Annotated in this window: 22 protein-coding genes; 7 read left to right on the forward strand and 15 right to left on the reverse strand. The window is 46.0% G+C overall.

The window, feature by feature from the left end; genetic code table 11:
- Positions 1 to 140 precede the first annotated feature (140 nt).
- Positions 141 to 1,481: a sodium-dependent transporter gene (locus LQ247_RS14260; protein WP_020451817.1), complete on the reverse strand. Its 1,341-nt coding sequence runs from the start codon at positions 1,479 to 1,481 to the stop codon at positions 141 to 143.
- A 214-nt stretch (positions 1,482 to 1,695) separates the two neighbouring features.
- Here LQ247_RS14260 and LQ247_RS14265 point away from each other — a divergent pair, with 214 nt between their 5' ends.
- Entirely contained in the window at positions 1,696 to 2,676 is a 981-nt protein-coding gene (locus LQ247_RS14265; protein ID WP_231006193.1) for a bile acid:sodium symporter family protein, read from the forward strand.
- Between the two features lie 31 nt (positions 2,677 to 2,707).
- On the opposite strand, the gene odhB is transcribed toward LQ247_RS14265, so the two are convergent.
- The 6 genes from odhB to LQ247_RS14295 all read right to left on the reverse strand — a co-directional run bounded on the left by odhB (position 2,708) and on the right by LQ247_RS14295 (position 12,139).
- Complete coding sequence (odhB, locus tag LQ247_RS14270; protein ID WP_231006195.1) at positions 2,708 to 3,982, reverse strand: 2-oxoglutarate dehydrogenase complex dihydrolipoyllysine-residue succinyltransferase; 1,275 nt, start codon at positions 3,980 to 3,982, stop codon at positions 2,708 to 2,710.
- A 14-nt stretch (positions 3,983 to 3,996) separates the two neighbouring features.
- Positions 3,997 to 6,831: a 2-oxoglutarate dehydrogenase E1 component gene (sucA, locus tag LQ247_RS14275; RefSeq protein ID WP_020451820.1), complete on the reverse strand. Its 2,835-nt coding sequence runs from the start codon at positions 6,829 to 6,831 to the stop codon at positions 3,997 to 3,999.
- Positions 6,832 to 7,215: 384 nt separating this feature from the next.
- A complete protein-coding gene (locus LQ247_RS14280; RefSeq protein ID WP_231006197.1) occupies positions 7,216 to 9,129 on the reverse strand; it encodes a nitric oxide reductase activation protein NorD in 1,914 nt (637 codons plus the stop codon).
- Between the two features lie 10 nt (positions 9,130 to 9,139).
- Positions 9,140 to 10,030 (reverse strand): ATP-binding protein, encoded by an 891-nt coding sequence (locus LQ247_RS14285; protein WP_023857357.1) that lies wholly within the window; start codon positions 10,028 to 10,030, stop codon positions 9,140 to 9,142.
- 94 nt (positions 10,031 to 10,124) lie between these two features.
- Positions 10,125 to 10,685 carry a superoxide dismutase family protein gene (locus tag LQ247_RS14290; protein ID WP_407640594.1) on the reverse strand — a complete coding sequence of 187 codons (561 nt, stop codon included), beginning with the start codon at positions 10,683 to 10,685 and terminating at the stop codon, positions 10,125 to 10,127.
- A gap of 143 nt (positions 10,686 to 10,828) precedes the next feature.
- The gene (locus LQ247_RS14295; RefSeq protein WP_023857359.1) at positions 10,829 to 12,139 is read right to left on the reverse strand and encodes a C40 family peptidase; all 1,311 of its coding nucleotides are present in this window, start codon (positions 12,137 to 12,139) and stop codon (positions 10,829 to 10,831) included.
- A gap of 1,118 nt (positions 12,140 to 13,257) precedes the next feature.
- On the opposite strand from LQ247_RS14295, the gene LQ247_RS14300 reads away from it, so the two are divergent.
- Positions 13,258 to 14,616 (forward strand): MATE family efflux transporter, encoded by a 1,359-nt coding sequence (locus LQ247_RS14300; RefSeq protein WP_023857362.1) that lies wholly within the window; start codon positions 13,258 to 13,260, stop codon positions 14,614 to 14,616.
- Between the two features lie 42 nt (positions 14,617 to 14,658).
- On the opposite strand, the gene bshB2 is transcribed toward LQ247_RS14300, so the two are convergent.
- From bshB2 to rarD, 4 genes are all read right to left on the reverse strand, one after another.
- Positions 14,659 to 15,324 (reverse strand): bacillithiol biosynthesis deacetylase BshB2, encoded by a 666-nt coding sequence (gene bshB2 / locus LQ247_RS14305; protein WP_025811289.1) that lies wholly within the window; start codon positions 15,322 to 15,324, stop codon positions 14,659 to 14,661.
- 16 nt (positions 15,325 to 15,340) lie between these two features.
- Positions 15,341 to 15,691 (reverse strand): YojF family protein, encoded by a 351-nt coding sequence (locus LQ247_RS14310; RefSeq protein WP_020451827.1) that lies wholly within the window; start codon positions 15,689 to 15,691, stop codon positions 15,341 to 15,343.
- A gap of 1 nt (position 15,692) precedes the next feature.
- Positions 15,693 to 15,968, reverse strand: a complete 276-nt coding sequence (locus LQ247_RS14315) for a hypothetical protein (protein WP_023857365.1) — start codon at positions 15,966 to 15,968, stop codon at positions 15,693 to 15,695.
- 74 nt (positions 15,969 to 16,042) lie between these two features.
- Entirely contained in the window at positions 16,043 to 16,975 is a 933-nt protein-coding gene (gene rarD / locus LQ247_RS14320; RefSeq protein ID WP_020451828.1) for an EamA family transporter RarD, read from the reverse strand.
- Positions 16,976 to 17,056: 81 nt separating this feature from the next.
- Between rarD and LQ247_RS14325 the strand changes: the two genes are divergently transcribed.
- Both LQ247_RS14325 and LQ247_RS14330 read left to right on the forward strand, forming a co-directional pair.
- Positions 17,057 to 17,509 (forward strand): germination protein GerT, encoded by a 453-nt coding sequence (locus LQ247_RS14325; protein ID WP_020451829.1) that lies wholly within the window; start codon positions 17,057 to 17,059, stop codon positions 17,507 to 17,509.
- A 228-nt stretch (positions 17,510 to 17,737) separates the two neighbouring features.
- A complete protein-coding gene (locus LQ247_RS14330; protein WP_020451830.1) occupies positions 17,738 to 18,436 on the forward strand; it encodes an expansin EXLX1 family cellulose-binding protein in 699 nt (232 codons plus the stop codon).
- Between the two features lie 112 nt (positions 18,437 to 18,548).
- Here the strand turns inward: LQ247_RS14330 and LQ247_RS14335 are convergent, their stop codons facing one another.
- From LQ247_RS14335 to LQ247_RS14345, 3 genes are all read right to left on the reverse strand, one after another.
- A complete protein-coding gene (locus tag LQ247_RS14335; protein WP_023857367.1) occupies positions 18,549 to 18,827 on the reverse strand; it encodes a hypothetical protein in 279 nt (92 codons plus the stop codon).
- Between the two features lie 65 nt (positions 18,828 to 18,892).
- On the reverse strand, positions 18,893 to 19,639 hold the full coding sequence (locus LQ247_RS14340; protein WP_231006199.1) for an SDR family oxidoreductase: 747 nt from the start codon (positions 19,637 to 19,639) through the stop codon (positions 18,893 to 18,895).
- Between the two features lie 5 nt (positions 19,640 to 19,644).
- Complete coding sequence (locus tag LQ247_RS14345; protein WP_023857369.1) at positions 19,645 to 19,965, reverse strand: winged helix-turn-helix transcriptional regulator; 321 nt, start codon at positions 19,963 to 19,965, stop codon at positions 19,645 to 19,647.
- A gap of 134 nt (positions 19,966 to 20,099) precedes the next feature.
- On the opposite strand from LQ247_RS14345, the gene LQ247_RS14350 reads away from it, so the two are divergent.
- Positions 20,100 to 20,720: a nitroreductase family protein gene (locus LQ247_RS14350; protein WP_020451833.1), complete on the forward strand. Its 621-nt coding sequence runs from the start codon at positions 20,100 to 20,102 to the stop codon at positions 20,718 to 20,720.
- Positions 20,721 to 20,764: 44 nt separating this feature from the next.
- Here LQ247_RS14350 and LQ247_RS14355 read toward each other — a convergent pair whose 3' ends face one another.
- The gene (locus tag LQ247_RS14355; protein WP_020451834.1) at positions 20,765 to 21,370 is read right to left on the reverse strand and encodes an alpha/beta hydrolase; all 606 of its coding nucleotides are present in this window, start codon (positions 21,368 to 21,370) and stop codon (positions 20,765 to 20,767) included.
- A 320-nt stretch (positions 21,371 to 21,690) separates the two neighbouring features.
- Here LQ247_RS14355 and LQ247_RS14360 point away from each other — a divergent pair, with 320 nt between their 5' ends.
- A complete protein-coding gene (locus LQ247_RS14360; RefSeq protein ID WP_020451835.1) occupies positions 21,691 to 21,894 on the forward strand; it encodes a DUF3311 domain-containing protein in 204 nt (67 codons plus the stop codon).
- Complete coding sequence (locus tag LQ247_RS14365) at positions 21,894 to 23,375, forward strand: sodium:solute symporter family protein (protein ID WP_023857371.1); 1,482 nt, start codon at positions 21,894 to 21,896, stop codon at positions 23,373 to 23,375. The genes LQ247_RS14360 and LQ247_RS14365 overlap by 1 nt, the downstream gene beginning before the upstream one ends.
- Positions 23,376 to 23,390: the final 15 nt, after the last annotated feature.

Here is a 23,390-nt window from a genome sequence, read left to right on the forward strand (position 1 = left end):
GCAGAAAAAAGCCGATTAATCAAACACTTCCCTTGCCGGTCATACCGCTGCCATTTCACAGAGAGAAAAGAAAGTACCGCTGACAAACTGTCTGCATGAAAAAAAGGCCGGATTTGTCCGGCCTTATAAACAATTCAATCTTAAAATACGCCAATGACGTCCAAAAAGACGACAATAATAACGATCGGAGCGGCGTAGCGGATCAGCAAAAGCCATGCTGCAAACCATTTTCTGCTGATTTTAGAGCCCTCCCTCAATTCGGCAAAAAGCTCTTCTTTCGGGATTTTGAGCGGCACAAAAACGGCGATGAGCAAAGCGCCGAGCGGCATTAAAATATTGCTGACAAGGTAATCCGCCGCATCAAAAATAGATAGATTAAAAATCGATACATCCTGAAGCACGCCGTATGATAATGCTGAAGGAATTCCGAATAGGAAAATCGCAATTCCCCCGGCCCAAGCGAAAGCCTGTCTTTTTTTAGGATCCCCTTTTGATAAGGAAGAAACAAGGATCTCAAGCATTGAAAATGCGGACGTCAGTGTAGCAAATAAAAATAAGAGCAGAAACGCCAATAAAAAGACGATTCCCAAAGGCATCTTGTGAAAGACTGACGGCAGCACATTAAATAACAGCATCGGGCCGGCATCAGGAGATAATCCGAATGAAAAAACGGCCGGAAAAATCGCAAACCCGGCAAGAATCGCTACAGATACATTGAGCAATGTCACTGAAACGGCCGACTGTATAAGGTTTTCTTTTTTCGATAAATAAGAGCTGTACGTTACCATAACGGAAACACCGACACTCAGCGAGAAAAAGGATTGTCCAAGCGCAAACAGCACCGTTTTGGCTGTGATATGGGAAAGATCAGGTTTTAAGAAAAATTCCAATCCTTCCATTGAACCGGGAAGTGTAAGCGAACGAATGATCAAAAGCAGAAAAATAACGAACAGAGCAGGCATCATAAACTTGCTCGCCTTTTCAATTCCGCTTCTGACCCCTTTTGCAACAACAAGAATCGTGATCATGATAAATGCAAACTGGCTCGCAAGAACGAGATACGGATTTGCAATTGTCTCTCCGAAAAGACCTGCATAATCCGTGCTTCTTGACAGTTCGCCGGTCAGTCCTTTGATAATATAAATGATGATCCAGCCGCCGACAACACTATAGAAAGACAGCAGAATAAAACACGTGATAATGCCGAGCCGGCCGATCCAATGCCAAAGCGAGCCGGGCGCCAGCTCCTTATAGGATTCAACGGCATCTTTTTGAGTCTTTCTGCCGATAATGAACTCCGCCATTAATAACGGAAGCCCAATCAATAAAGTAAAAAGAATAAACATAAGTAAAAATGCTCCACCGCCGCTTGTTCCGGCGACATAAGGAAACTTCCATATCGCGCCGAGCCCGATTGCCGAGCCGGCCGAAGCTAAGATAAATCCAAGCTTTGATGACCATATATTTTGTTGATTTTCCACTTAAGCACCTCTTCTTCTCGGTCTAATTGCATATGGCTACAAACTATCATTTTAAAAAGCATAAACGAATTCGTCAAGGTTTTCAAACATTTCTTTCAGTTTACATAATAATATTATTTAAAACAAATTCGAATTTTACCAGTATTGAATTATTCAGAATATTAATTATAATAAGAGGATGTTATATTTTCTACAGATGTGAGGAGCTGGACTTATGAGTTATTTGATCAAAATCAGTCAATTTGCAGGAAAAACGTTTGCCATTTGGGTGATTCTGTTTGCGGTTCTCGGCTTTGCCTTTCCGACGCAATTCACCTGGATCACCCCTTATATTACCATCCTGCTTGGCGTGATTATGTTTGGCATGGGATTGACATTGTCAGCGGACGATTTTAAAGAGCTGCTGAGACGTCCCCTGCATGTGCTGATCGGTGTGCTGGTTCAATATACGGTCATGCCGCTGCTCGCTTTTGGACTGGCCTATGGACTCGGGCTTCCCTCCGAAATAGCGGTTGGGGTCATTTTAGTGGGATGCTGTCCCGGGGGAACGGCATCAAACGTCATGACATTTTTGGCGAAGGGGAATATCGCCCTGTCAGTGGCGATTACAACGATTTCCACATTGCTTGCCCCTTTTTTAACGCCGTTTCTCATTTTATTTTTCGCAAAAGAATGGCTTCCGGTATCTCCGGGCTCACTGTTCTTGTCGATTTTACAGGCGGTGCTGCTCCCGATTATCGCCGGGCTGATCGTTCAATTTTTCTTTAAAAAACAAGTGAAAAAAGCGGTGCAGGTGCTTCCGCTCGTCTCTGTTCTCGGCATCGTCGCCATCGTCACCGCGGTCGTCGGAGGCAACCGGGAAAACATTATTCAATCAGGGCTGTTGATTTTTGCAGTCGTCGTTCTTCATAATGGCCTCGGCCTTTTCCTTGGCTTTGTTTTGGCAAAGTGCTTTAAAATGGATTATGCATCACAAAAAGCCGTGTCCATTGAGGTCGGCATGCAGAATTCGGGTCTCGGTGCAGCATTGGCAACGGCGCACTTCTCTCCTCTTTCCGCTGTCCCGAGCGCTGTTTTCAGCGTCTGGCATAACCTTTCAGGCTCATGGCTTGCGACATACTGGAGCAAGAAAGCAAATAAGCAGAAGAATAACAATTATTCTCCTGCCCCGCAGATGATAAACAAAAAGCTTTGACCGTACATGCGGCCAAAGCTTTTTTCTTGATTTAACCTTCCAACAGAAGCTGTTCAGGATCTTCAAGCAGATTTTTAATCGTAACCAGGAAGCCGACTGCCTCTTTACCGTCGACGATCCGGTGGTCATACGATAATGCAATGTACATCATCGGGCGGTTTTCGAAACGCTCTTCATCAATTGCTACAGGGCGCAGCTGGATCTTATGCATGCCCAAAATACCAACTTGCGGACTGTTCAAAATCGGAGTCGACAACAGTGATCCGAACGTTCCTCCGTTTGTGATCGTAAAGGAGCCTCCTTGAAGCTCGTTGAGCGACAATTTGTTGTTTCTCGCTTTCTTCGCAAGCTCTCCGATATCCTTTTCAATATCAGCAAAGGTTTTGCGGTCTGCATCCCGAACGACCGGTACGACGAGGCCATCCGGCGCAGCAACAGCGATTCCGATGTCATAGAATTGTTTGATCACAAGCTCGTCGCCTTGAATTTCCGCGTTGAGGAGCGGATATTTTTTCAGCGCGGCGACCACAGCTTTTGTAAAGAATGACATGAATCCGAGCTTCACATCATGCTGCTCAAGGAATTGATCTTTTCGGCGTTTCCTTAGGTTCATGACCGCCGTCATGTCCACTTCGTTGAATGTCGTCAGCATAGCGGCGGTGTGCTGAACTTCAACGAGGCGTTTGGCGATCGTCTGTCTCCGGCGGGACATTCTTTGACGCTCTACCGGTTTACCTGCATTTTCGGTTTGTTTAGCAGCCGGCGCCTGTGTTTCGCGTTTTGGTTCAGGCTGAGCTTTTGGCGGCTGCTCGTTCTTCTGATAAGATTCAACATCTTGCTTTCTGACCCTTCCGAGCGGATCACCGGTAGGAATCTCCGATAAATCGATGCCTTTTTCACGGGCGAGCTTTCGGGCAGCCGGAGAAGCGATTGTCCTTGTTTTGGTTGTATCCGCCTCATCGTTCGCGCTTTCGCGAGGTTCGGCTGTCTTTTCAGACGTGGCTGGCTTCTCTTCCGAAGCGCCGGCGCTTTCTTGAGCGTCAGCTTGAGGAGCCGTTGATTGGCCTCCTTCGCCTTCTGAAATCGTTCCGATTATTTCGCCGACCTGAACCGTGTCACCGGAATCTTTCAGCACTTCCTGAAGAACGCCGGACTGCTCTGCCGTCAATTCAACGTTGACTTTATCAGTCTCCAGCTCAAGCAGGAATTCCCCTTGTTCTACATAATCTCCCGGTTGTTTCAGCCATTGGGCTATCGTTCCTTCTGAAATTGATTCCGCTAATTCAGGTACTTTAATTTCCGCCATTTTTTAGTTCCCCCTTAATTTTTGCGAGTCAAGCTATCAGATACAATGCGTTCCTGTTCCTTTTTATGAACCGTCGGATCCCCTTCTGCCGGACTTGAACGTCTTCTTCTGCCAATATAGCGGACCTTCACGTCCTTTGGAGCAATCTCTCTTAAATAAGGCTCGATATAGTTCCATGCACCCATATTTTGCGGTTCTTCCTGTACCCAGACAATCTCCTCCAAATTCGGGAGTTTGCTGAAGATCGCTTTAATATGCTTTGCAGGGAAAGGATACAGCTCTTCAACCCGTGCAATGTGCAGCCAATCTTTTTCACCTTCCATTTTATTGAAATGACTGCTGATGTCAATCGAAACTTTACCGCTTGAAAGGACGAGGCGCGTCACTTTGTCATACTGATGGGAAAGTCCTGACATTTCATAGACCGGCTTAAAGTTACTGTCGCTGAGCTCCTGCACTTCTGATACGGTATTCGGATTTCTCAGCAGGCTTTTCGGCGTCATGATGATCAGCGGGCGGATCTCCTCGCGAAGGAGCATCTTCGCCTGCCTTCTTAAAATATGGAAGTACTGGGCAGCGCTCGTCAAGTTGGCGACAGTCCAGTTGTTTTCCGCCGCCAGCTGAAGGAAGCGTTCCGTTCTTCCGCTTGAATGCTCAGGTCCCTGCCCTTCATAGCCGTGCGGCAAGAGAACAACGAGCCCTGATTTTTGTCCCCATTTCGCTCTTCCTGCAGAAATGAACTGATCAAAGTACACTTGCGCCGCGTTTGCAAAGTCTCCAAACTGCGCTTCCCAGATCACCATCGTTTCCGGCGAAGACACGTTATATCCATATTCAAAGCCAAGGACGGATCCTTCAGAAAGCGGGCTGTTGTGAACCGCAAATGACGCTTTCGTATCTGCAAGGTGATGCAGTGCGATGAATTCGTCCCCTGTCTTGCTGTCGTGAAGGACAAGGTTGCGGTGTGCGAATGTGCCGCGTTCTGAATCCTGCCCGGTCAGCCTTAGAGGTGTGCCGTCTTTCAAAATGGATGCAAAAGCCATCGCCTCTGCAAGCGACCAGTCGACTTTTCGGTCATCGTCGAACGCTTTGGCGCGCCTTTCGAGGATTCGCTTTAGCTTATCGAAAACGTTGAAGTTTTCAGGCCATGAAACAAGCTCCTGATTAATTTTGCGCAAAGTTTCAACATCAACCGACGTGTCAACATCAGGAAAACCGTTGGAAACAGGTTCCGGAAGAACGATTTCATGCGTCATATCTTCCTTTTTGGCCGGCACTTTGCGATACGCTTCTTCTAAACGCTTCATGACAGCGTCCCCGATTTTGTCGACGGTTTCATTATCGACGATCCCGTTATGAATCAGCTTTTCAGCAAAGATGTTCTTGACGGTCGGGTGCTTTCTGACCGCATCATACAGCATCGGCTGCGTTGCAGACGGCTCATCCATTTCATTGTGGCCGAAACGGCGGTAGCCGATCAGATCGATCAAAAAGTCTTTGTTGAAAGTCATGCGGTATTCAACAGCGAGCTGAACCGCTGAAAGGCATGCTTCAGGATCATCCGCATTGACGTGGACGATCGGAATCTCAAAACCTTTTGCAAGGTCGCTTGCATATTTCGTCGATCTTGACTCATTGCTTTCCGTCGTAAAGCCGATCATGTTATTGGCGATAATGTGAATCGCTCCGCCCACCTGATAGCCTTTAAGCTGGCTTAAATTCAGCGTTTCCGCGACAATGCCTTCCCCTGGGAATGCCGCATCGCCGTGAATCAGAATCGCCAGCGATTTTTTAACGTCTTGAAGCGGATAGCCGCTCTCCGTTCTCGTTTCCTGGGCGGCTCTTGTCGATCCCTCAACGATCGGATCGATGAACTCCAGGTGGCTCGGATTGTTCGCGAGCGCAATGCGCGCCGTTTTCGTATGCTCATCCTGAATCTGACGGTTGGCGCCGAGGTGATATTTTACGTCACCCGTCCAGCCGTAATTGATCCCTGTCGAACCTTCCGACGGAACGAGATCTTTGTTCGGCGCATGCTGGAATTCAGAAAAAATGATTTCATAAGGTTTTCCGAGCACATGCGCAAGAACGTTCAGGCGGCCCCTGTGCGCCATTCCGATATTAACGTTTGTCGTACCTGCCGAAACGGACTTGGCGATAATATCATCCAGCATGGGCACAAGCGCATCAAGTCCTTCTATTGAAAAGCGTTTTTGCCCGACAAAGGTTTTGTGGAGAAACTGTTCAAGGCTTTCAACTTCTGTCAGCCTTCTTAAAACTTCCACCAGCTTTTCTTTCGATTTCGGGGCGAATAATTCCCCGGATTCGATCTTTTTCATCAGCCAGTTGCGCTCTTCAAAAATGTGCACATGGTCAAATTCAAAAGAAATCGATTTTTTGTATGTGTTTTTCAAGTACTGGATGGCTTCTAAACCGTTCGTTACTTCTTTAGGGGCATCTTTGCATATGACAGACGCCGGAATTTTTTTCACATCCTGCTCAGTTAACCCGTACTCAGCAAGAGGAAAAAGCTCCTGTTTCTCTTGTGTTTTTCTCAGTGGATTGACGGAAGCGTTTAAATGGCCATAGGTTCTAATATCTTCTGCGAGTTTTATCACTGATGCGATTTTTTGAATAGATCCAGCCGTGAAATCTGCCTCTTCGTTTTTTAGAGAGGCGGCCCTTATATCGCCCGGGGGAGCTCCAAGTTCGTCAAACATCTCTTTTAAATCAGCATCCAAGCTTTCTGGATCCTTGACGTATTGATCGTAAAGCTCCAGCACATAGCCGAGGTTCGGACCGTGAAATTCTTCCCAAGTCATTCTTTGTTTCATACTATTTTGAAACATTTGAACATTACCCCCAACCTAATAATCAAGTGAATGATTCACTATCTTAATATATCTTCTGAACCTTACGCCCAGAAATATGTAATAAAAACGCTTCCACGTACATTTTACCACTGTTTCTCATTTGTTTCTACACAGATTGTTCAAATAAAATTAAAAAATCATCTTGAAAAATAAAAAATTTTATAATTTTGAACTTTCAGACCGAATTCTTTTAAACCGGCTCATTATTTATTCACATATTTCCCCTGACCGTCTATTTTTTAACATCCCGATGTGCTCCGCAAAAAATTAAGTTGATAAAAATAATAAAAATTTCAATATTTCACTGTGTTTCTACGATAAAAAACAGATGGCCGCGAGTATTGCTGCCATCTGTCATATCTAGCCTATACTTTTGTTCAACAGCTTTTTTAAAAGCGGGTACAGAACATCGGGAAGCTGATCGACGTCCGGGACGAAAAGGCTGTACTTTCCGTACATGTCCTGTATCGTCTTGATTTGCGATTCTTCGATTTCGCTGTTTGATAAAAATACATTGATGACTTCGATATTTCGTTTCCGCGCTTCCATAACGGCTTCATGTGTATCGACAATCCCGTTTTGTTCATAATCGAATGCGGCCGGCTCCCCATCTGAAAAGACAATCAGGAACTTCTGAGCTTCGCTTCTTTGAACAAGCATCTTCGTCATCTGTCTGATCGCATATCCATCCCGGTTGTCTTCCTCCGGTTCAAGCTGCATGATATGCGGTCCGGCGCCTGCTTTTAAGGAATCCGCAAAAGAGACGACCGTATGAAAGTAATTGGGCTGGCTCGTCTCTGTCGCATCGTTCGTATCTTCCCAAAAACCGACGATTTGGTGAGGGACAGCAACAGATTTAAGCGCTTCGTGAAACAGGACAATGCCCCGTTTCGTCTCCGCCATTTTGTCATGCATGCTTGCTGAACAGTCGACGAGCAATGTAAAAACGGCGTCGATCTCTGTTGACGGTTCTTGCTTTTTATAGAAGAGCCGTGGATTGCGCTCTGTAAAGTAACGGAGCAGTTTATTGTTCAATCTGCCTGCATGCAAATCGGTTCTCGGGAGCGTTTTTTTATGCTCGAGCGTTTTTTGAATCATCTGCTTGAGCCGTTTTTGATACGATTCGATTGTTTTGGCTTGAGCCTGGTAGTCTAATATGTCTTCGTTAGAAGGTTTTTCCGGAGGCTTCATCACCGAAAACGCATAGCGGTTTTCTTTGCCGGCTGGTGCGGCGCCGCCGTTTGGCTCATCTTGAACAGATTCAAGCGATTCAAGTTTTGAATAGTCTTTTCTTTTCGTCTGCTTCGCCGTCCCCTGAACAGACCCGAGCGCTTGGTCGCCGTCTTCGCCTTCTCTTAAAGCCCCGCCGGAAATATCGGTTTTTGCACCGTGCTCCAAATCAAACTGGAGAAAGCTTTTCGCCGGAGCTTCCGTTTCTCTGTGCCAAGTCGGCATTTCTTCTTCATGAACTTCCTCATCACCCGCACTTTTCTCTTCAAGCGTCAGATCCTCGCTCAGCTTCGGTTTTGCTTTCAAATCTTGAAAAAGCGCTTCTTCGTCAACTTGTTCGTATTCCAATTCCGGAAAAAAGAAGTACGTATTCAGCATATCTTTTTCGAGCACCTCTTCAAAACCTTCCATCAGCCCGCTTACAATCGAGACGATGTCAGCAGTTGAACGCGCTTCGAATACGCGGGCGAGCTCGGCTTCTATAAATCCCTTCATCGGATCGACCGATTCATGGATAGCCGGTATCTCATCAAGCGGCGACTCCGCGGTCAGCTTAAGATATACAGCGCAAAACAAAGCATCTGTAAAAATGCTCCGCTCCAGATTCAGCGTCAACTGGGTCGCAAAATGTTTCCGGTACATTGATTTCCGGCTCGAAAATACCGGTTTTGTACCGGGCCGCTCCCTCTTGATGAACTCTTCGATTCTGATATCTTCAAAAAGCATAAACAACTGTTTTGCCAAACTCTTAAAATGATATTTCCGAGTCGCGTCAAGTATGCGGGAAAAGTCTTTCATCGAGCTGTAACGGGAGCCGATTGACCGCAAGTATACATCGCTTTTCAAACCGTCTACCATATCCCGGTGGTTCCGGTCTTTCCAAAAATGGCTCATGTAGATCTTTTTCTCAAAAGGATTGTAATAAGACTGAACCCCGTACTCCACTTCAACCTGATCGCTTTTCGCGAGCGTTTTCGCGAGATCTGTCAGCTCCATAAAAAGCAGAGAGTCAATCTTGCTGTCATTGAATTTAATAAACTTCATAAAAAAACCCTCATTCGAACAAAGTCTGGGCAATATTTCGGACCGCCGCTTTTTCGCGTTCATCATCAAGCTTTTCAACGATGCCGCGTTCGATCGCTCGCAGCGGCGGAATATATGTCGACAGGTCGCAAGTATCGAGAAGCGCTCTGATGGAAGCGGCCTCTTCAGAAACCTGTCCATTATGAGCCTGCGTCATTAAGTCCGATGACAGGGTAACAAACCGGTTCAGCAGCTTCTGATTTTTTAGTTCGGATTGTGTTTCAAGCACCCGCTTCAGCAGGTCACCTTTAATGTAGGGCACGTCGATAATGACAAACCGGTTTTTCAGCGCTTCGTTCAACGGGACCGTTCCGACATAGCCTTCGTTTATCGCTGCAATCACGCCGAATCCCTCTTTCGCTTTGATGACGTCCCCCGTAAACGGATTGGTCATCATTTTCCGGTAATCGAGCACCCCGTTTAAGATCGGCAGCGTTTCCGGTTTCGCCATGTTGATTTCGTCAATATATAGGAAATGGCCGTTGTTCATCGCTTTTGTCACAGGACCTTCGATAAATTCAATAGAGGCGTTCCCGTTGGTGTTTTCAATCGTTTTGTAACCGACAAGCGCCTCTGCATCAAGATCCACAGAACAGTTGACACTGTGCATAGGTTTTTGAAAATAAGCGGAGAGCGTTTCGGCAAGTTTTGTTTTTCCGGAGCCTGTCGGGCCTTTTAACAAAACGTTTTTTCCGAGTGACAGCGCGATCATCGCGTCATAGAGAATGGCGCTGTCTTCCGCTTCATAACCGGGCGTTCCAATCAATGATTGGTATTCCGCGGCAACAGGTTTAGCGGCAGACTGAATCAGCCGCTCTTTTATTTTTTCAGGCAGCTCTAGTTCATGCAGATCATATTTCATGTGTTGTAAAATTCCTTTCTCAAAGCGTCTTCTGTATGTAAGTATACTAGAAAAGATGCACTGCCCTCAATATAAACGGCTTCCATGCGCCGATTCACTTTTTTCCGGTGTTCGTCAGCGCTCCGCAAACCATCCGGGCTCCGGAGTTTCCGGATGGATTTGTCAGATCATCATCCTGATGCTCATGAATGACGAAAGCACTTCCGTCATGATCAAGCAGACTGAACTTGCTTTTCTGATCGAGGGTGACGTCCGGCGCATTTACGATAACGTCGACTTTGCCGTCGGCTCCGACTTCAATATTCGGCAAATCACCGGCATGCGGTCCTTTCGGATTGTGAAAGCCGTGCTCCTTTTGGTCAGGATTGAAATGAGCACCCGCACTTTCAAAATCAGGCTTTTTACACACGCCCGTTTCATGAATATGAAAAGCAAGCATTCCCGGCGGCAGATTATGGGCGCTGACTCTGATATCAAGGCCTTCTGCAGCAGATTCAGACACTTCTATAAAACCGGTTTCCGTACCGTCGCGTTTGATCAGCGGTACTTTTAACGGCTGTGTCATCGCTTCAAAGGTTACTCTATGTTCCTGTTCGACATTTTTTTGCTGAATTTCTTTCTGCTGTGTGCATGCAGCTGCCAAACAAACGGCCATACATGTGAGCAATATGTAATGTAATGTTCTCAAACGGCTCCCCCCTTCGCTTTTCTTTTCAGTTTAGACAACGAAGAGGGGCATTAAACCTGTCCTTCCTATCCTGAAAACACGCAAAAAAAAAGCCATATAAAATGGCTTTTTTAGAATGAATACCGTTTTGCGCCGAGATAGCGCTGTTTCCAGTAGGAATTGTTCATGTCGCTGACAGTGACACCGGAATCGTTGGCATTGATAAACTTGTTGTTTCCTAAATAAATGCCGACGTGTGAAGGGCCCGCTTTATATGTTTGGAAGAAAACGAAGTCTCCTCTTGAAGGTTGGCTGACTGGTGACATGACGCTCCAGTATCCGGCTGCGCTCAGCCTTGAGACAGATGTGACTTTGTTCAACGTGTAATAGATGAATCCGCTGCAGTCAAAGCCTGAAGGGTTGTTGCCTCCCCATCTGTAAGGCACGCCGATATGCTTTTCTGCTTCTGCAATCATCCGTTCGACCTTTGCACTTGTCGAAGTGCCGGTTGAAACTGAAGAGTTCGGCGAGCTGGAAGACGGGCTGCCAGATGATCCGGAAGTCGATGCACCGGAGATTTTAAGCTTCTGGCCGACTTGCAGGACATCTGTTTTTAATCGATTAGCTTCTCTGATGCTTTGTACTGTCACATTCATCGAATTTGCAATTTTCCACAGAGAATCGCCTGGTTTAACCGTGTAAGTGGTCGTTTTTGAACTGCTGCTTGTGTTCGTTTTACTTGATGAAGAATTTGAAGACGAACCAGAAGATGTTTTGCTTCCGCTGGAAACCGTTCCTTTCACTTTAAGAACCTGGTTCGGGTAGATCGTGTCCGACTTCAAGTTGTTCAGCGTTTTGATTTCGGCGATTGTCATATTCAAATTATTGGCAATTTTCCATAAAGAATCGCCCAATTTGACTTTGTATGTGCTGCTTGAACTTTGCGAGCTTGAGGATGAGCTGGATGATTTCGAACTGGAACTCGAACTTGAGCCAGAGCTGGAACCGGTGTTTTTCGCGCTTCCTTTAATAACCAGCTTTTGTCCCGGGTAAATCATATCGCTGCTCAGACCGTTTAAGTTTTTAATCTCTTTTACGGTTGTTTTGTAGTCTTTGGCAATCAGCCACAAGGAATCTCCTAATTTCACTGTGTAAGTTGACTTTGCAGTGCTTGAGCTTGAGCTGGAACTTGCGGATTTTGTCTGTGAGCTGCTTTTTGACTTGCCGTCCGGTACTTTTAAAGTTTGTCCGACATAAATAACTGTAGATGAAAGATTGTTGGCTGATTGAAGTGCCGAAACACTGGTATTGTACTCAGCTGAAAGCTTCCACAGTGAGTCTCCGCTTTTCACCTTGATGGTTTGGGCTTCTACCGGTGACGCCGCCAATGAAGTTCCAACTACCGCAGAGGCCGCCAAACCTACTGCTATCTTCTTCTTCATAACCTCTTAACCTCCCGTTTCATTTTCGTTCTCTCTATGTATGCCATTACATTTGCCATTGCTTAAGACTTTATCCAGCCGGTCAGGCAGGTGATCTGATCACCGTATGGATGGCCTTTGGCTGAAAGCCCCCTTTTATATTCTTAAGCAAAAAATGCAATTCACGATTTGTATCGGTCTAATTTATATTTTTTTAATAGTCTTTTTGCCTTTTTACAAATTTCTTATTAAAAATACAGACTGATAGGCACATTGACAAAAATCAACACTTTTTTCAATGCTCGAGATATCGGGTGCTTTTTTTGCAAAGGTTTGAGTTTTAAGTTTTCGGAAATACGATGATCAGTTGTTTTAAAATCAGAGGTTCATGGTGAAAAACAGCGAAAAGGAGTTAACTGGATATGCTGCATGTGCCGAAACAGCCCGAATAGACGCCGTAACATGCGGATTTCTGTGCCGTTTTACAGCCGATTTTCTTTTTCGGATCAAACGGTCAAGCCCAGCGTTCAAGTTGAGGGTGTAAAAACTGCGTATTCTTATTCATTAGTTTACCGTAAATCGCCGATCAATCCTCATCTATTGCCTAATCGAAAAGCAAAGATCAGGATCACTCATACATTCTACATTTCAGCACAAATTCCTCCACGAAACCATAAATTGACTATATCATACATTTTTTTTGCCAACATCCGGAATTGGGAGTATCTTTTTTTTAGATCGAACGGCGTTTTACTATTTCATCTATAGATTCTTATTTCCTATCTTAATATAAAGATAAATGTAAAATTAACACTTAATACTCATTCGTTTTTGTATATCAATAGTCGTTATTTACTATTAGAAAACACATAAAAAAACTTCCGGTTTATTACCGCCGCTTTCATGCATGTTTCCTCCTTTTATGACGCATTTTAAGATATGGAGGTGAATCTTCTTGGCCATTCAAAAAATATGTCAATATTTATGTACGTGTTTAGGAATTCTTTCTCTTTCCTTTATTTATGTGCAAATGTTTAAAAAAGCAAAACAGGCGAAAAAAGATTGAACAGACATTTATTGCATTTTATACATAACGTGTTATAATTTCTCTCGTTATCCAAAAGAAACGGGGAACTGATATGAGGGAAACAAAGGATTTGCGGGAGAAAACAAGGCAGTTTTTAACGATTTTAATTCCGATTTTGATTACGCAAGCGGGACTGTCGCTCATTACGGTTCTCGACACGGTGATGTCAGGCAAAGTCAGTGCCGCCGACCTCGCCGGCGTCGCAATCGGCTCGAGTTTGTGGACCCCGGTTTATACAGGGCTTGCCGGCATTTTGACGGCTGTAACACCGATGGTCGCCCAACTGATGGGGGCCAAGCGGCAAAAGGATGTCCCTTATACTGTTATTCAATCGATTTATGTGGCCGGAATCATCAGCATTGCCGTGATCGTCTCCGGGTACTTACTGATTGATCCGGTGCTTGAGAATCTCGATCTTGAACAGAAGGTAGCGGTCATCGCAAAGCAATATTTAATCTGCATCGGGCTCGGCATATTGCCGCTGTTTGTTTACAATGTGATGCGCTGCTTTATTGATTCACTCGGAAAAACGCGGGTGACGATGCTGGTTACGCTCTGTTCTCTGCCCATTAATTTTGTTTTGAATTATTTGTTCATTTTCGGGAACTTCGGCTTTCCAAAGCTTGGAGGAGCAGGAGCCGGTATGGCTTCCGCCATCACATATTGGTGCATTTGTCTGATCTCTTTATACATCGTCCACAAAAAGACGCCGTTTCACCAGTTTAGGATTTTTGGAACATTCTATTCATTTTCTTTTGCTGAAAGTATGAAACTGCTGAAGATCGGCATTCCGATCGGTTTCGCCATCTTCTTTGAGACGAGTATATTCGCAGCTGTCACTTTGCTGATGAGCCATTTTGACACGGTCACGATCGCTTCCCATCAGGCGGCAATGAATTTCGCTTCGCTTCTTTACATGCTTCCATTGAGCGTATCGATGACGCTGACAATTGTCGTCGGCTTTGAGGCCGGAGCAAAACGGTTTAAAGACTCGAGAACTTACAGCTATCTCGGCATTTCAATAGCGGTCGGTTTTTCATTATTCACCGCACTCATCATTTTACTGTTCAGAGAGCAAATTGCCGGCTTGTATGCGGCTGACCGGGATGTGCTGCTTCTGACAAAGGACTTCTTGCTGTTTGCGTTGTTTTTTCAGCTGTCAGATGCCATCGCCGCTCCGATTCAAGGAGCGCTCAGAGGATATAAAGATGTTAACTACACGCTTGTCACAGCTCTCGTCTCGTATTGGATTATCGGGCTTCCGGTCGGTTTTGTGATCGGAACGTATACTTCATTCGGAGCTTTCGGGTACTGGATCGGACTGATCACGGGGCTCGCAGCCGGTGCAGTCGGGCTGTTCTTTAGGCTCAAACGCATTCAAAACCGCTATATTCACACTCAAAGCGTGTAAAAAGGTGCCGGGCTCATATGCCCGACACCTTTTTTGATCATTTTAATCATTCCATTGATAGGTCCAAAATGTTTCTTTTTCAAACCATGTCTCAACAACCGGCTCGCCATTGGCGAGTTTTTTCTCGATTTCTTTCATAAAGCCGCCTGTTTGAGATTTATGCGCTTTGAGCGCGTTCATTTTAATATCTGCGGCTTCTTTGATATCAAGAACGACATCAGGTTTGCCAAGAACCTCTTCCCTGTGGTGGGTGATGGCCATGCATAAGACGCGCGGCCGGTCTTCTTTCTTTTTCCGCGATAATGCCCTGATAACCGCGGCACCGCACGCATCATGGTCAGGATGAACGCCGTGTCCCGGATAAAACGTCACAACAAGGCTCGGGTTTACATCATCAATGACAGCCTCTATTCGATCGGCCAGTTTTTCTTCATCCTCGAATTCGAGCGTTTTATCGCGGTATCCGAGCATGCGCAAGTCCTGTACATCCATTTCCCTGCAGGCGTCGATCAGCTCTTGCTTTCTGAGCAGCGGAAGGGTTTCCCTGTTGGCAAAAAGCGGGTCTCCCATATTTCTTCCCATCTCGCCCAGCGTCAGGCACGCGTATGTTACAGGTATATCTTCTTTTCGGTTTAAGGCGATCAAGCCGGCGACTCCGAAAGATTCATCGTCAGGATGCGGCAAGATCACGAGTAAATGTTTTTTCATCTATAACACCTTCTTTTTAGACTGCAAATGGCTTTTTGCTGATTTGAAGCGAAATGGCGAGTTTGCCGCCCGGCAAATAGCCGGCGAGAAGCAACCTTCCTTCATCATCAACCGTATAATCCGTCAGGCCTTCGGCGTAGATCCAGCCGTCTTCGATTTTCAAACCGGCGCGAAATGGCCCCTCGCCCGTGATTTTGGCGCGGGAGCATGTCACCTTCGCGTTTCTGATATACGCCACCACGGTCATGTTCTGCTCATCTTTATGCGCGGAATACGATCCGGTTGTCGTCTCCAAATGAATGTAAACAGGCTGGTTTAAAAATGTTTCCAAAGAAGCCTGCACATCTTCTTTTATTATTGCTTTCATGTTACTCCCTGCTTTCTTCGTTTGTTAATAACTCCAATCGTTCCGTATGCCATTCAATCAGCTTGAGCTTCATATCTGGTTCCAATTGTGAATTCACAATGCGCCGGATTGATTGATAGTATTTTTCGTGCTTCGTCTTTCTGAGCCTTGGATGGGTGCGGAGGTCGTTCAACTCATCATCAATCGCCCGATGAAGCGCCTGCCTGCCTTCTCCGTCCATCGTCCGGTTTTTCCAAAGGGTTTTATACGCCCGGAAAAGCTCTAGTTCGTCTGCCATGACGGAATAACCTCCGAATTGCTTCAATAATGTTTAATTATACATAATCAGTGCTTATTGAAAAGAAAAAGGGCTTACGGGTGAAAGGAATTTTTTCTTTTTAAAAATACCTTCTCCGGTTTCTTCCATTGAAATTGCGAAAGTGTAAACAAAATCAGCGCCGCCCATATGCAGGTAAACGTAAAGACCTTACTGCTGCTGAACGGTTCATGGTAGACGAACACGCCTAAGCATAATGTAATGGTCGGAGCGATATATTGCAAAATGCCGACTTGATAAAGCGGAAGTTTTTTCGCACCTTCCGCAAATAAAAGCAGCGGAATCGCAGTTAACACTCCTGCCAAAAACAGCAGTACCATCATGCCGATGCTCCCTGAAGCGGCTTGAGCCTTTTCCGGATGGCTGAAGAACAACAGATAGATCACTGCAACCGGAGCGATCATCATCGTTTCCAGGGTAAGTCCTATGGCGCTTGAGAGCGATGTCCGCTTTTTCGCCAGTCCGTAGAGCCCGAAACTGAATGCAAGTATCAGGGCGATGTACGGCACGGAACCGTACTGGAAGGCGGAAATAAGCACGCCGAAGGCAGCGAGAAGAACTGCCGCTCCCTGCATCCGCGTCAGCTTTTCCTTTAAAAAGACAATTCCGAGCACGATCGATACGAGCGGATTGATGTAATAGCCCAGGCTCGCTTCAAGAATATAACCGTTGCTGACAGCCCATATGTAGACATACCAATTGATCGAAATCAGAACGGACGACAAAATGAGCGGTACAAATTCCTTACGGTTTCCCGAAAGCGCGCGAAATGCTTTGACTCCGTTTTTCCACTGCCGCAAAACGAGAAGCACGCCGCACATGAAAACAAATGACCAGATAATCCGGTGCGCCAGTATATCGAGCGCAGCCGTCTGATCGAGCACTTTCCAATATAAAGGAAGGAGCCCCCACAGCAGATAAGAAAGCGCTGTGTAAATGATTCCTTTCGTTTGAGATGAATGATTCATGTCTGTTTCTTTCCTTTCTTCTCATCACTTTCCGCACTTTTTTGCATATACTGTACCGTCTATGTGAAAGGAAGTGTGATCGTGTTTGATTGGCAACGCTTTTTTCCATTTCAGCAGTTTTCCAAGGACGGATTAAAAAACGCTGACCCGAAAGATGTGGAGCAGTATATCCACCACATGATGAAAAGCGTTTTCGGCCCGGGGTATGCAGTTCAATTTCCTTTTCGTGACCCTCTCTCAAAAGAAACACAGGCGGCAGATGAATCTGATCCGATTGATATTTTTGAAACGACAAGCCATGTATTTGTTAAAATACCGCTCACCAAAGAACAGCTTAACCTTCTGAAAATTAAACATACTTCACAAACCCTGATCATAGAAAACTACCCTGAAAAAGGGCGGCAGGAAAAAGTCGTTCTCCCCTCTCTAGTGCGCAGAAAGGGTACGAAAGCAATATTTAAAGACGGCATTTTAGAAGTGATGTTCTTAAAAAATGAGGACTTTAACCTGTCTGAAATCGACATCACGTTTTGAAAACGGCCAGCTTGGCAAAGCAGGCTGTTTTTTTTCTTCCTGTACCATTTTAACACTAGTCCTCAAGGATGATCACCTCATTTGCCTGACATGCGGCTGAACTTTTACATTTCAACGGTGGTAGTCATTATTCCTTAAAAAATCTCTGTAACTATTTGCTCTTTCGGCTGTTGTCAGTTAGTCCTTATAATGATAATGGTTCTCAATTTATAAAACAGGAGGATGGATATGAAAAAGAAAATCAGCTTATTGATCACAGCAATGTTTTTGACGATCCTTTGTTTTTCACCTCAAGCTTCTGCAGCATACAACTCACTGCATAAGGGCTACGCCACTTACACGGGGTCGGGTTACTCCGGCGGTGCATTGCTTTTGGATCCTATTCCGTCCAATATGAAGATCACCGCTTTAAATCCGACAGATATGAATTACCGCGGAGTGAAAGCAGCTCTTGCCGGCGCCTATCTGCGGGTTGAAGGGCCGAAAGGAAAAACGACCGTCTATGTGACCGATCTGTATCCTGAAGGCGCGCCGGGAGCTCTTGACCTTTCACCGAACGCTTTTCGCCAGATCGGCGATATGAAAGACGGCAAAATCAACATTAAATGGCGTGTAGTCAAAGCGCCGATTACCGGCAATTTCACTTACCGGATCAAAGAAGGCAGCAGCCAGTGGTGGGCGGCAATCCAAGTCAGAAATCACAAATATCCCGTCATGAAAATGGAATATTACAAAGGCGGAAAGTGGATCAACATGGAGAAAACGGACTACAACCATTTCGTCAGCACCAATCTTGGGACAAGTCCGCTTAAAGTCAGAATTACAGATATCCGAGGAAAAGTCGTAAAAGACACGATCAAAAAACTGCCGGAAAACGGGACGTCAAGCGCATATACCGTACCTGGAAAAGTACAGTTCCCTGACTGATCGATCCGGAAAGAATGAGACGGCGGCCAAAGGCGAAAAGATTCGCAAGCTTTGGCCGCCGCTTCATATTGGACATCCGGCATTTAGATGCCAGCAACAATTGGCTTATTGATCAATAGCCCGGTCCCGCCCCTCTGAATGGAGCTGCGCCCGGAACACCTCCGTACGGAACGGCCCCAGGAGCTGACCCGTAGCCGTAATAAGGCGTGCCGCCGTAAGGTCCCGGGTATGGCGGCGGGTAAGCGTAAGGTCTTGGGTAGTTAAAAATCGCACTTCCGAGAAATCCGCCCAGCAATCCGCCGACAAGCGGCGCTCCAAAACCCCAGAATAACGGGAATCTGGCCGGGTATCCGGCAGGACCTGATCTCGAATAAAGCATATGAGGGTTCATTGGCTTTTATCCTCCTTTATGTCTGCCTATAGTAAAGGTATTCATAAAGTCGGGAAACGTTTGGGCTATTCTTCATAAATCATTTTTTTTGTCATTCCGCCGTCCACCGTCAAGTTTGTACCGGTGACAAAGCGATTGTCCGGATCGGTCAAGTAAAAGCATGCTTTGACGATATCCTGAGGGCGGCCGACCCTGTTTGACAAATGCTGTTCGTGGTCAATAGGCCGCAGGGCAGTATCATCACCGGTTTCGATCCATCCCGGGGAAATGCTGTTGACGACGATTGAATCTTTGCTTAAAGACGCGGCCAATGCGTGAGTCAAAGCGATTAAGCCCCCTTTTGACGCGGCATAGGCTTCCGAGTCAGGCTCGGACATAAACGCCCTTGTCGAAGCGATATTGACGATGGCTCCGCCTGTTTTCGCTTCTTTCATTTTTTTGGCGGCTTCTTTTGCGCAAAGAAACGCGCCTTTCAAATTGGTATTCAGCACATCGTCCCATTCTTCCGCCGTCAAATCATAAGGGGACTTCCAAACTGATCTGCCCGCGTTATTAATGAGCGCAGATATCGAACGGCCGTTTCGGGAAGCTTCCTGCATCAGCTGTTTCACATCTTCTTCAGATCCCACATCACAAGCTGCAAACTGAACCCGCGCTCCGGAAGCGGTCAGCTCTTTTTCAAGCTGTTCACCCTCTTCCTTCAGTACATCGGCGAATACGACGATAAAACCTTTTTGAGCATAGGCGGTCACAAGGTCTCTTCCGATGCCTTTGGCCCCGCCTGTAATGACGACTCTTTCTTTACTAGTCAATCCGGTCAGCTCCCTTCCGGATCGCAATGATGCTCGGCCCAGGTTTGTATCTCTCTGAGGACAGGCTCTAGCGCCGTTCCCTTGTCTGTCAATTGATAGATGACTTTTACCGGCGTTTCCGGCAGCACTTGGCGCTCGATTATTTTGCAGTGTTCGAGCTCTTTTAAACGTTCAGCCAGCATTTTTTGGCTAATCATCGGTATCATTTCGGTCAAGTCTTTAAACCGTTTAGGTCCATCCAACAATACATGGATGATCAATCCATTCCATCGTTTGCCGAGTAAAGAAAAGGCGGCTTCCATTCTAGGACACATTGTAAACCCCAATTCTCTCACCCCTCCATATCCAGTTGACAAATATAATGTGTGCCATTAAAATACTCAATAAAGTTACAAAAAGTAAGTTTCTAACTTTTTGTCTGACTCTATCATAACATGTTTAGCCCAAAGGAGGAAGTCACATGTCTTCACAAGAAAACACCGCTCTCAACATTCTGGAAGAGCGTACTTCGATTAAAGAATATGACACAAGCGTTTCCATTTCCAAAGAGGAGCTGACAAAGCTGCTGAGCGTCACAACAAAGGCTCCGTCAGCCTGGAATCTGCAGCACTGGCATTTTACAGTCTTCCACAGCCAAGAATCAAAAGATAAGCTCCTTCCGATCGCGTTCAACCAAAAACAAGTCAGCCAGGCATCTGCGGTTGTAGCCGTGCTTGGAGACTTACAAGCGAACCTGAACGGTGAAGCCGTATACGGCCCTCTGACAGAAGCAGGTTATATGACCGAAGACATTAAAAACACGCTGCTCGGACAAATCAACGGCGCTTATCAAAACAGCGGATTTGCAAGAGACGCCGCCTTTACTAACGCATCGCTCGCGGCCATGCAGCTGATGATTGCGGCTAAAGCTATGGGCTATGACACATGCGCGATGGGCGGCTTTGACAAGCAAGCGTTCGTTAAAGAATTCAACATCAATGAACGTTATGTACCGGTCATGCTGATTTCGATCGGAAAACCGGTCAAACCTGCGCACAAAAGCAATCGTTTTGATGTGTCTGACGTATCTACATGGCTGTAAACACGCTAAAAACCTTAGTCCCCAAAAAGGACTAAGGTTTATTTTTATGCTTTTATATGCTTTTCATACCAGATTTTCGCCTGGTCGATCTCGCTGTGTGTCAGCTGATGACCGCCGCTTTCCCAGTGAAGGAGCACTTGGGCGCCGGCGTTTGTGAAATAGCCGGCAAGCTCGCTTGATTCCTGCGGCGGGCAGAGGGGGTCTGTTTTGCCGGCTCCAATGAACACGGGCAGGCCTGTCATATCAGGGAGCTTGCGATTTCTAAACGGAACCATCGGATGATGCAAAATCGCCCCTTTCAGTACACGTTCATGACGGAACAGCAGACTTCCCGCGATATTGGCGCCGTTTGAATAACCGATTGCGACCACCCGGCTCCTGTCAAAGTGAAATTCATTTGCGGCTTCATCTAAAAACGCTTTTAATTCATCCGTCCGGTCGATCAAATCTTTCTCGTCAAACACCCCTTCTCTCAAGCGCCTGAAAAACCGGGGCATTCCGTTTTCCAGCACATTTCCTCTGACTCCGAGTAAATTTGCATCGGAATCAATCATCCTGCCGATCGGCAGAAGATCGTGTTCGTTTCCCCCTGTTCCATGCAATAACAACAGGGTGGTATCAGAATTCCCTTTCTCATATATATGATTCATTTCCTTTCACTCCTTTTCCCATTTTGTTTCAGCGATGTCATTGCGCCGGTGCTTTCCAGCGGTTCATCAATCAAAAAGCCCCCGTTCGCCCGTCTCTTTCCCATTCTTTTACTCAGCAGTCTCCTGCATGGTGATCCTCTTCATTCTGTTTTATCTCGAATTCAAGATATTAATTATTGTAAAGTTATACTTTCGAATATGTAAGCCAGAACGCCTGTTTAAATAATTTAAAAAATCACTTTTTTCTAATAATTATCTTGTGATTAAATCTGACAACTGCTATGATTATGAACATTAAAATCGCTAAAGGAGGAAAAAAGGTGAATCAACAGCTTTTTAAATGGGTTTTGTTCATCATCCCTTTTATCGGGCAGCTTGCCTTGCTACCATTTGTAAACCGGATTGATCCGATCGTTTTCGGACTTCCATTTTTTCATTTTTGGCTGGTGCTGTGGATTGTGCTGACACCGATGATCACATTTGCGATTTACAGATTTGAGAAAAGAAACGGAGGTTATGAGTGATGCAGGGAAATTTAACAGCGCTCCTCATCACCGCCGGCATTATTTTGACCGTGGTCTGTATCGGGTTTATCGCCGGCAGCAATAAGCAGTCGCGGAAATCGGTTGAAGAGTGGTCTGTCGGCGGAAGGCGGTTCGGAGGGCTGCTCGTCTGGTTTCTTGTGGGTGCCGACTTGTATACGGCCTACACGTTTTTAGGATTGACAAGCACCGCTTTTACAAGCGGAAGCGTCGCTTTTTTCGCGATTCCTTATTCGGTTTTGGCCTATTTCATCGCCTATTTTTTTCTGCCGAAGATTTGGAAGGTTGCGAAAGTGCACCAGCTCACAACGCTGGCCGATTATGCAAGGGAGCGCTTCAGCAGCAAGCTCCTGTCTTCGCTTGTTGCGATTGTCGGCGTCTTAATGCTGATCCCGTATATCTGCCTGCAGCTCAGCGGAATTCAGGATACGCTTCAAGTCGCGGGTACAGGGTTTATTAACGTCAATGTCGTCGTAATCATTTCGTTCGTCCTTGTCGCGCTTTATACGTTTTTCAGCGGCATCAAAGGTCCTACATACACTGCCATTATTAAAGACATTTTAGTTTGGGTGATGATGCTGTTTATGGTCGTTTCGTTGCCGCTCATCCATTTTAACGGCTGGACGCCGATGATTGACAAGCTGGCAAATGAAGCGCCGCATATGCTGACAATCCCTTCTGACGGACCTCGCGGAATCGCCTGGTTCATCACGGCATCGATCGTTTCCGCGTTTGCTCTGTTCATGTGGGCCCATGCGGCGACAGGCGTTTTCACGGCGAACAGCGCGGATGCACTCAGAAAGAACAGTATGTTTCTGCCGTTGTACAATATTGTATTGATTTTAGTCATTTTCTTAGGCTTTATCGCATTTCTCGTACTTCCTGATGACATTAACCCGAGATTTGCATTGCTGTATTTAATTCAAAGTTCCTACGGCGGCGTCACGCAAGGATTCGCCTATTCAACGATTGCCCTGGCAAGTCTGATCCCGTGTTCGATTATGGCGATAGGGGCATCCAACCTATTCGCTAACAATTTATACCGCGATTTGATCAACCCCCGCGTTTCGGGACAAAAGCTGACGATCATCACCCGCTCGATGGTATTCGTCGTCATCGGTCTGGCCCTTTTATTCGGAATGCTGTTCCCGGCAGCGCTTGTAACGCTTCAGCTTCTCGGTGTATCAGGCATGGTGCAGATATTCCCTGCCATCGTCATCAGCCTGTTCTGGAAAAACCAGACGAAGGAAGCGACGATCATCGGTCTTCTCATCGGCCTAGCCGTTACATTTACCGTTTATTTAACAGGTGCTACTTTCGGCATTTACGAAGGCTTCTGGGGGCTTACCGCCAACCTTTTGACCGTTGTCTTGTTGAATCCGTTTTTTGTGAAAAATGTAAAACACAATTCTGTGATCAGCTTTTTGTTCCATGCTAAGAAGGATGTGCAAAAAAGCGCTTGATCACCAAAAAACCCT

It is taken from the genome of Bacillus sp. BS3(2021), assembly GCF_021043345.1.
GTDB classification, from domain to species: domain Bacteria; phylum Bacillota; class Bacilli; order Bacillales; family Bacillaceae; genus Bacillus; species Bacillus paralicheniformis.

Excerpts from the sequence above, each read along its gene's own strand:
- bshB2 (WP_025811289.1), bottom strand. The coding sequence starts at position 15,324 with ATGAAAAAACATTTACTCGTGATCTTGCCGCATCCTGACGATGAATCT.
- rarD (WP_020451828.1), bottom strand. The coding sequence starts at position 16,975 with ATGAATCATTCATCTCAAACGAAAGGAATCATTTACACAGCGCTTTCT.
- LQ247_RS14310 (WP_020451827.1), bottom strand. The coding sequence starts at position 15,691 with ATGAAAGCAATAATAAAAGAAGATGTGCAGGCTTCTTTGGAAACATTT.
- LQ247_RS14295 (WP_023857359.1), bottom strand. The coding sequence starts at position 12,139 with ATGAAGAAGAAGATAGCAGTAGGTTTGGCGGCCTCTGCGGTAGTTGGA.
- LQ247_RS14350 (WP_020451833.1), top strand. The coding sequence starts at position 20,100 with ATGTCTTCACAAGAAAACACCGCTCTCAACATTCTGGAAGAGCGTACT.
- LQ247_RS14265 (WP_231006193.1), top strand. The coding sequence starts at position 1,696 with ATGAGTTATTTGATCAAAATCAGTCAATTTGCAGGAAAAACGTTTGCC.
- LQ247_RS14335 (WP_023857367.1), bottom strand. The coding sequence starts at position 18,827 with ATGAACCCTCATATGCTTTATTCGAGATCAGGTCCTGCCGGATACCCG.
- LQ247_RS14300 (WP_023857362.1), top strand. The coding sequence starts at position 13,258 with ATGAGGGAAACAAAGGATTTGCGGGAGAAAACAAGGCAGTTTTTAACG.
- sucA (WP_020451820.1), bottom strand. The coding sequence starts at position 6,831 with ATGTTTCAAAATAGTATGAAACAAAGAATGACTTGGGAAGAATTTCAC.
- LQ247_RS14365 (WP_023857371.1), top strand. The coding sequence starts at position 21,894 with ATGCAGGGAAATTTAACAGCGCTCCTCATCACCGCCGGCATTATTTTG.
- odhB (WP_231006195.1), bottom strand. The coding sequence starts at position 3,982 with ATGGCGGAAATTAAAGTACCTGAATTAGCGGAATCAATTTCAGAAGGA.
- LQ247_RS14290 (WP_407640594.1), bottom strand. The coding sequence starts at position 10,685 with ATGGCCGTTTGTTTGGCAGCTGCATGCACACAGCAGAAAGAAATTCAG.
- LQ247_RS14330 (WP_020451830.1), top strand. The coding sequence starts at position 17,738 with ATGAAAAAGAAAATCAGCTTATTGATCACAGCAATGTTTTTGACGATC.
- LQ247_RS14285 (WP_023857357.1), bottom strand. The coding sequence starts at position 10,030 with ATGAAATATGATCTGCATGAACTAGAGCTGCCTGAAAAAATAAAAGAG.
- LQ247_RS14355 (WP_020451834.1), bottom strand. The coding sequence starts at position 21,370 with ATGAATCATATATATGAGAAAGGGAATTCTGATACCACCCTGTTGTTA.
- LQ247_RS14280 (WP_231006197.1), bottom strand. The coding sequence starts at position 9,129 with ATGAAGTTTATTAAATTCAATGACAGCAAGATTGACTCTCTGCTTTTT.
- LQ247_RS14315 (WP_023857365.1), bottom strand. The coding sequence starts at position 15,968 with ATGGCAGACGAACTAGAGCTTTTCCGGGCGTATAAAACCCTTTGGAAA.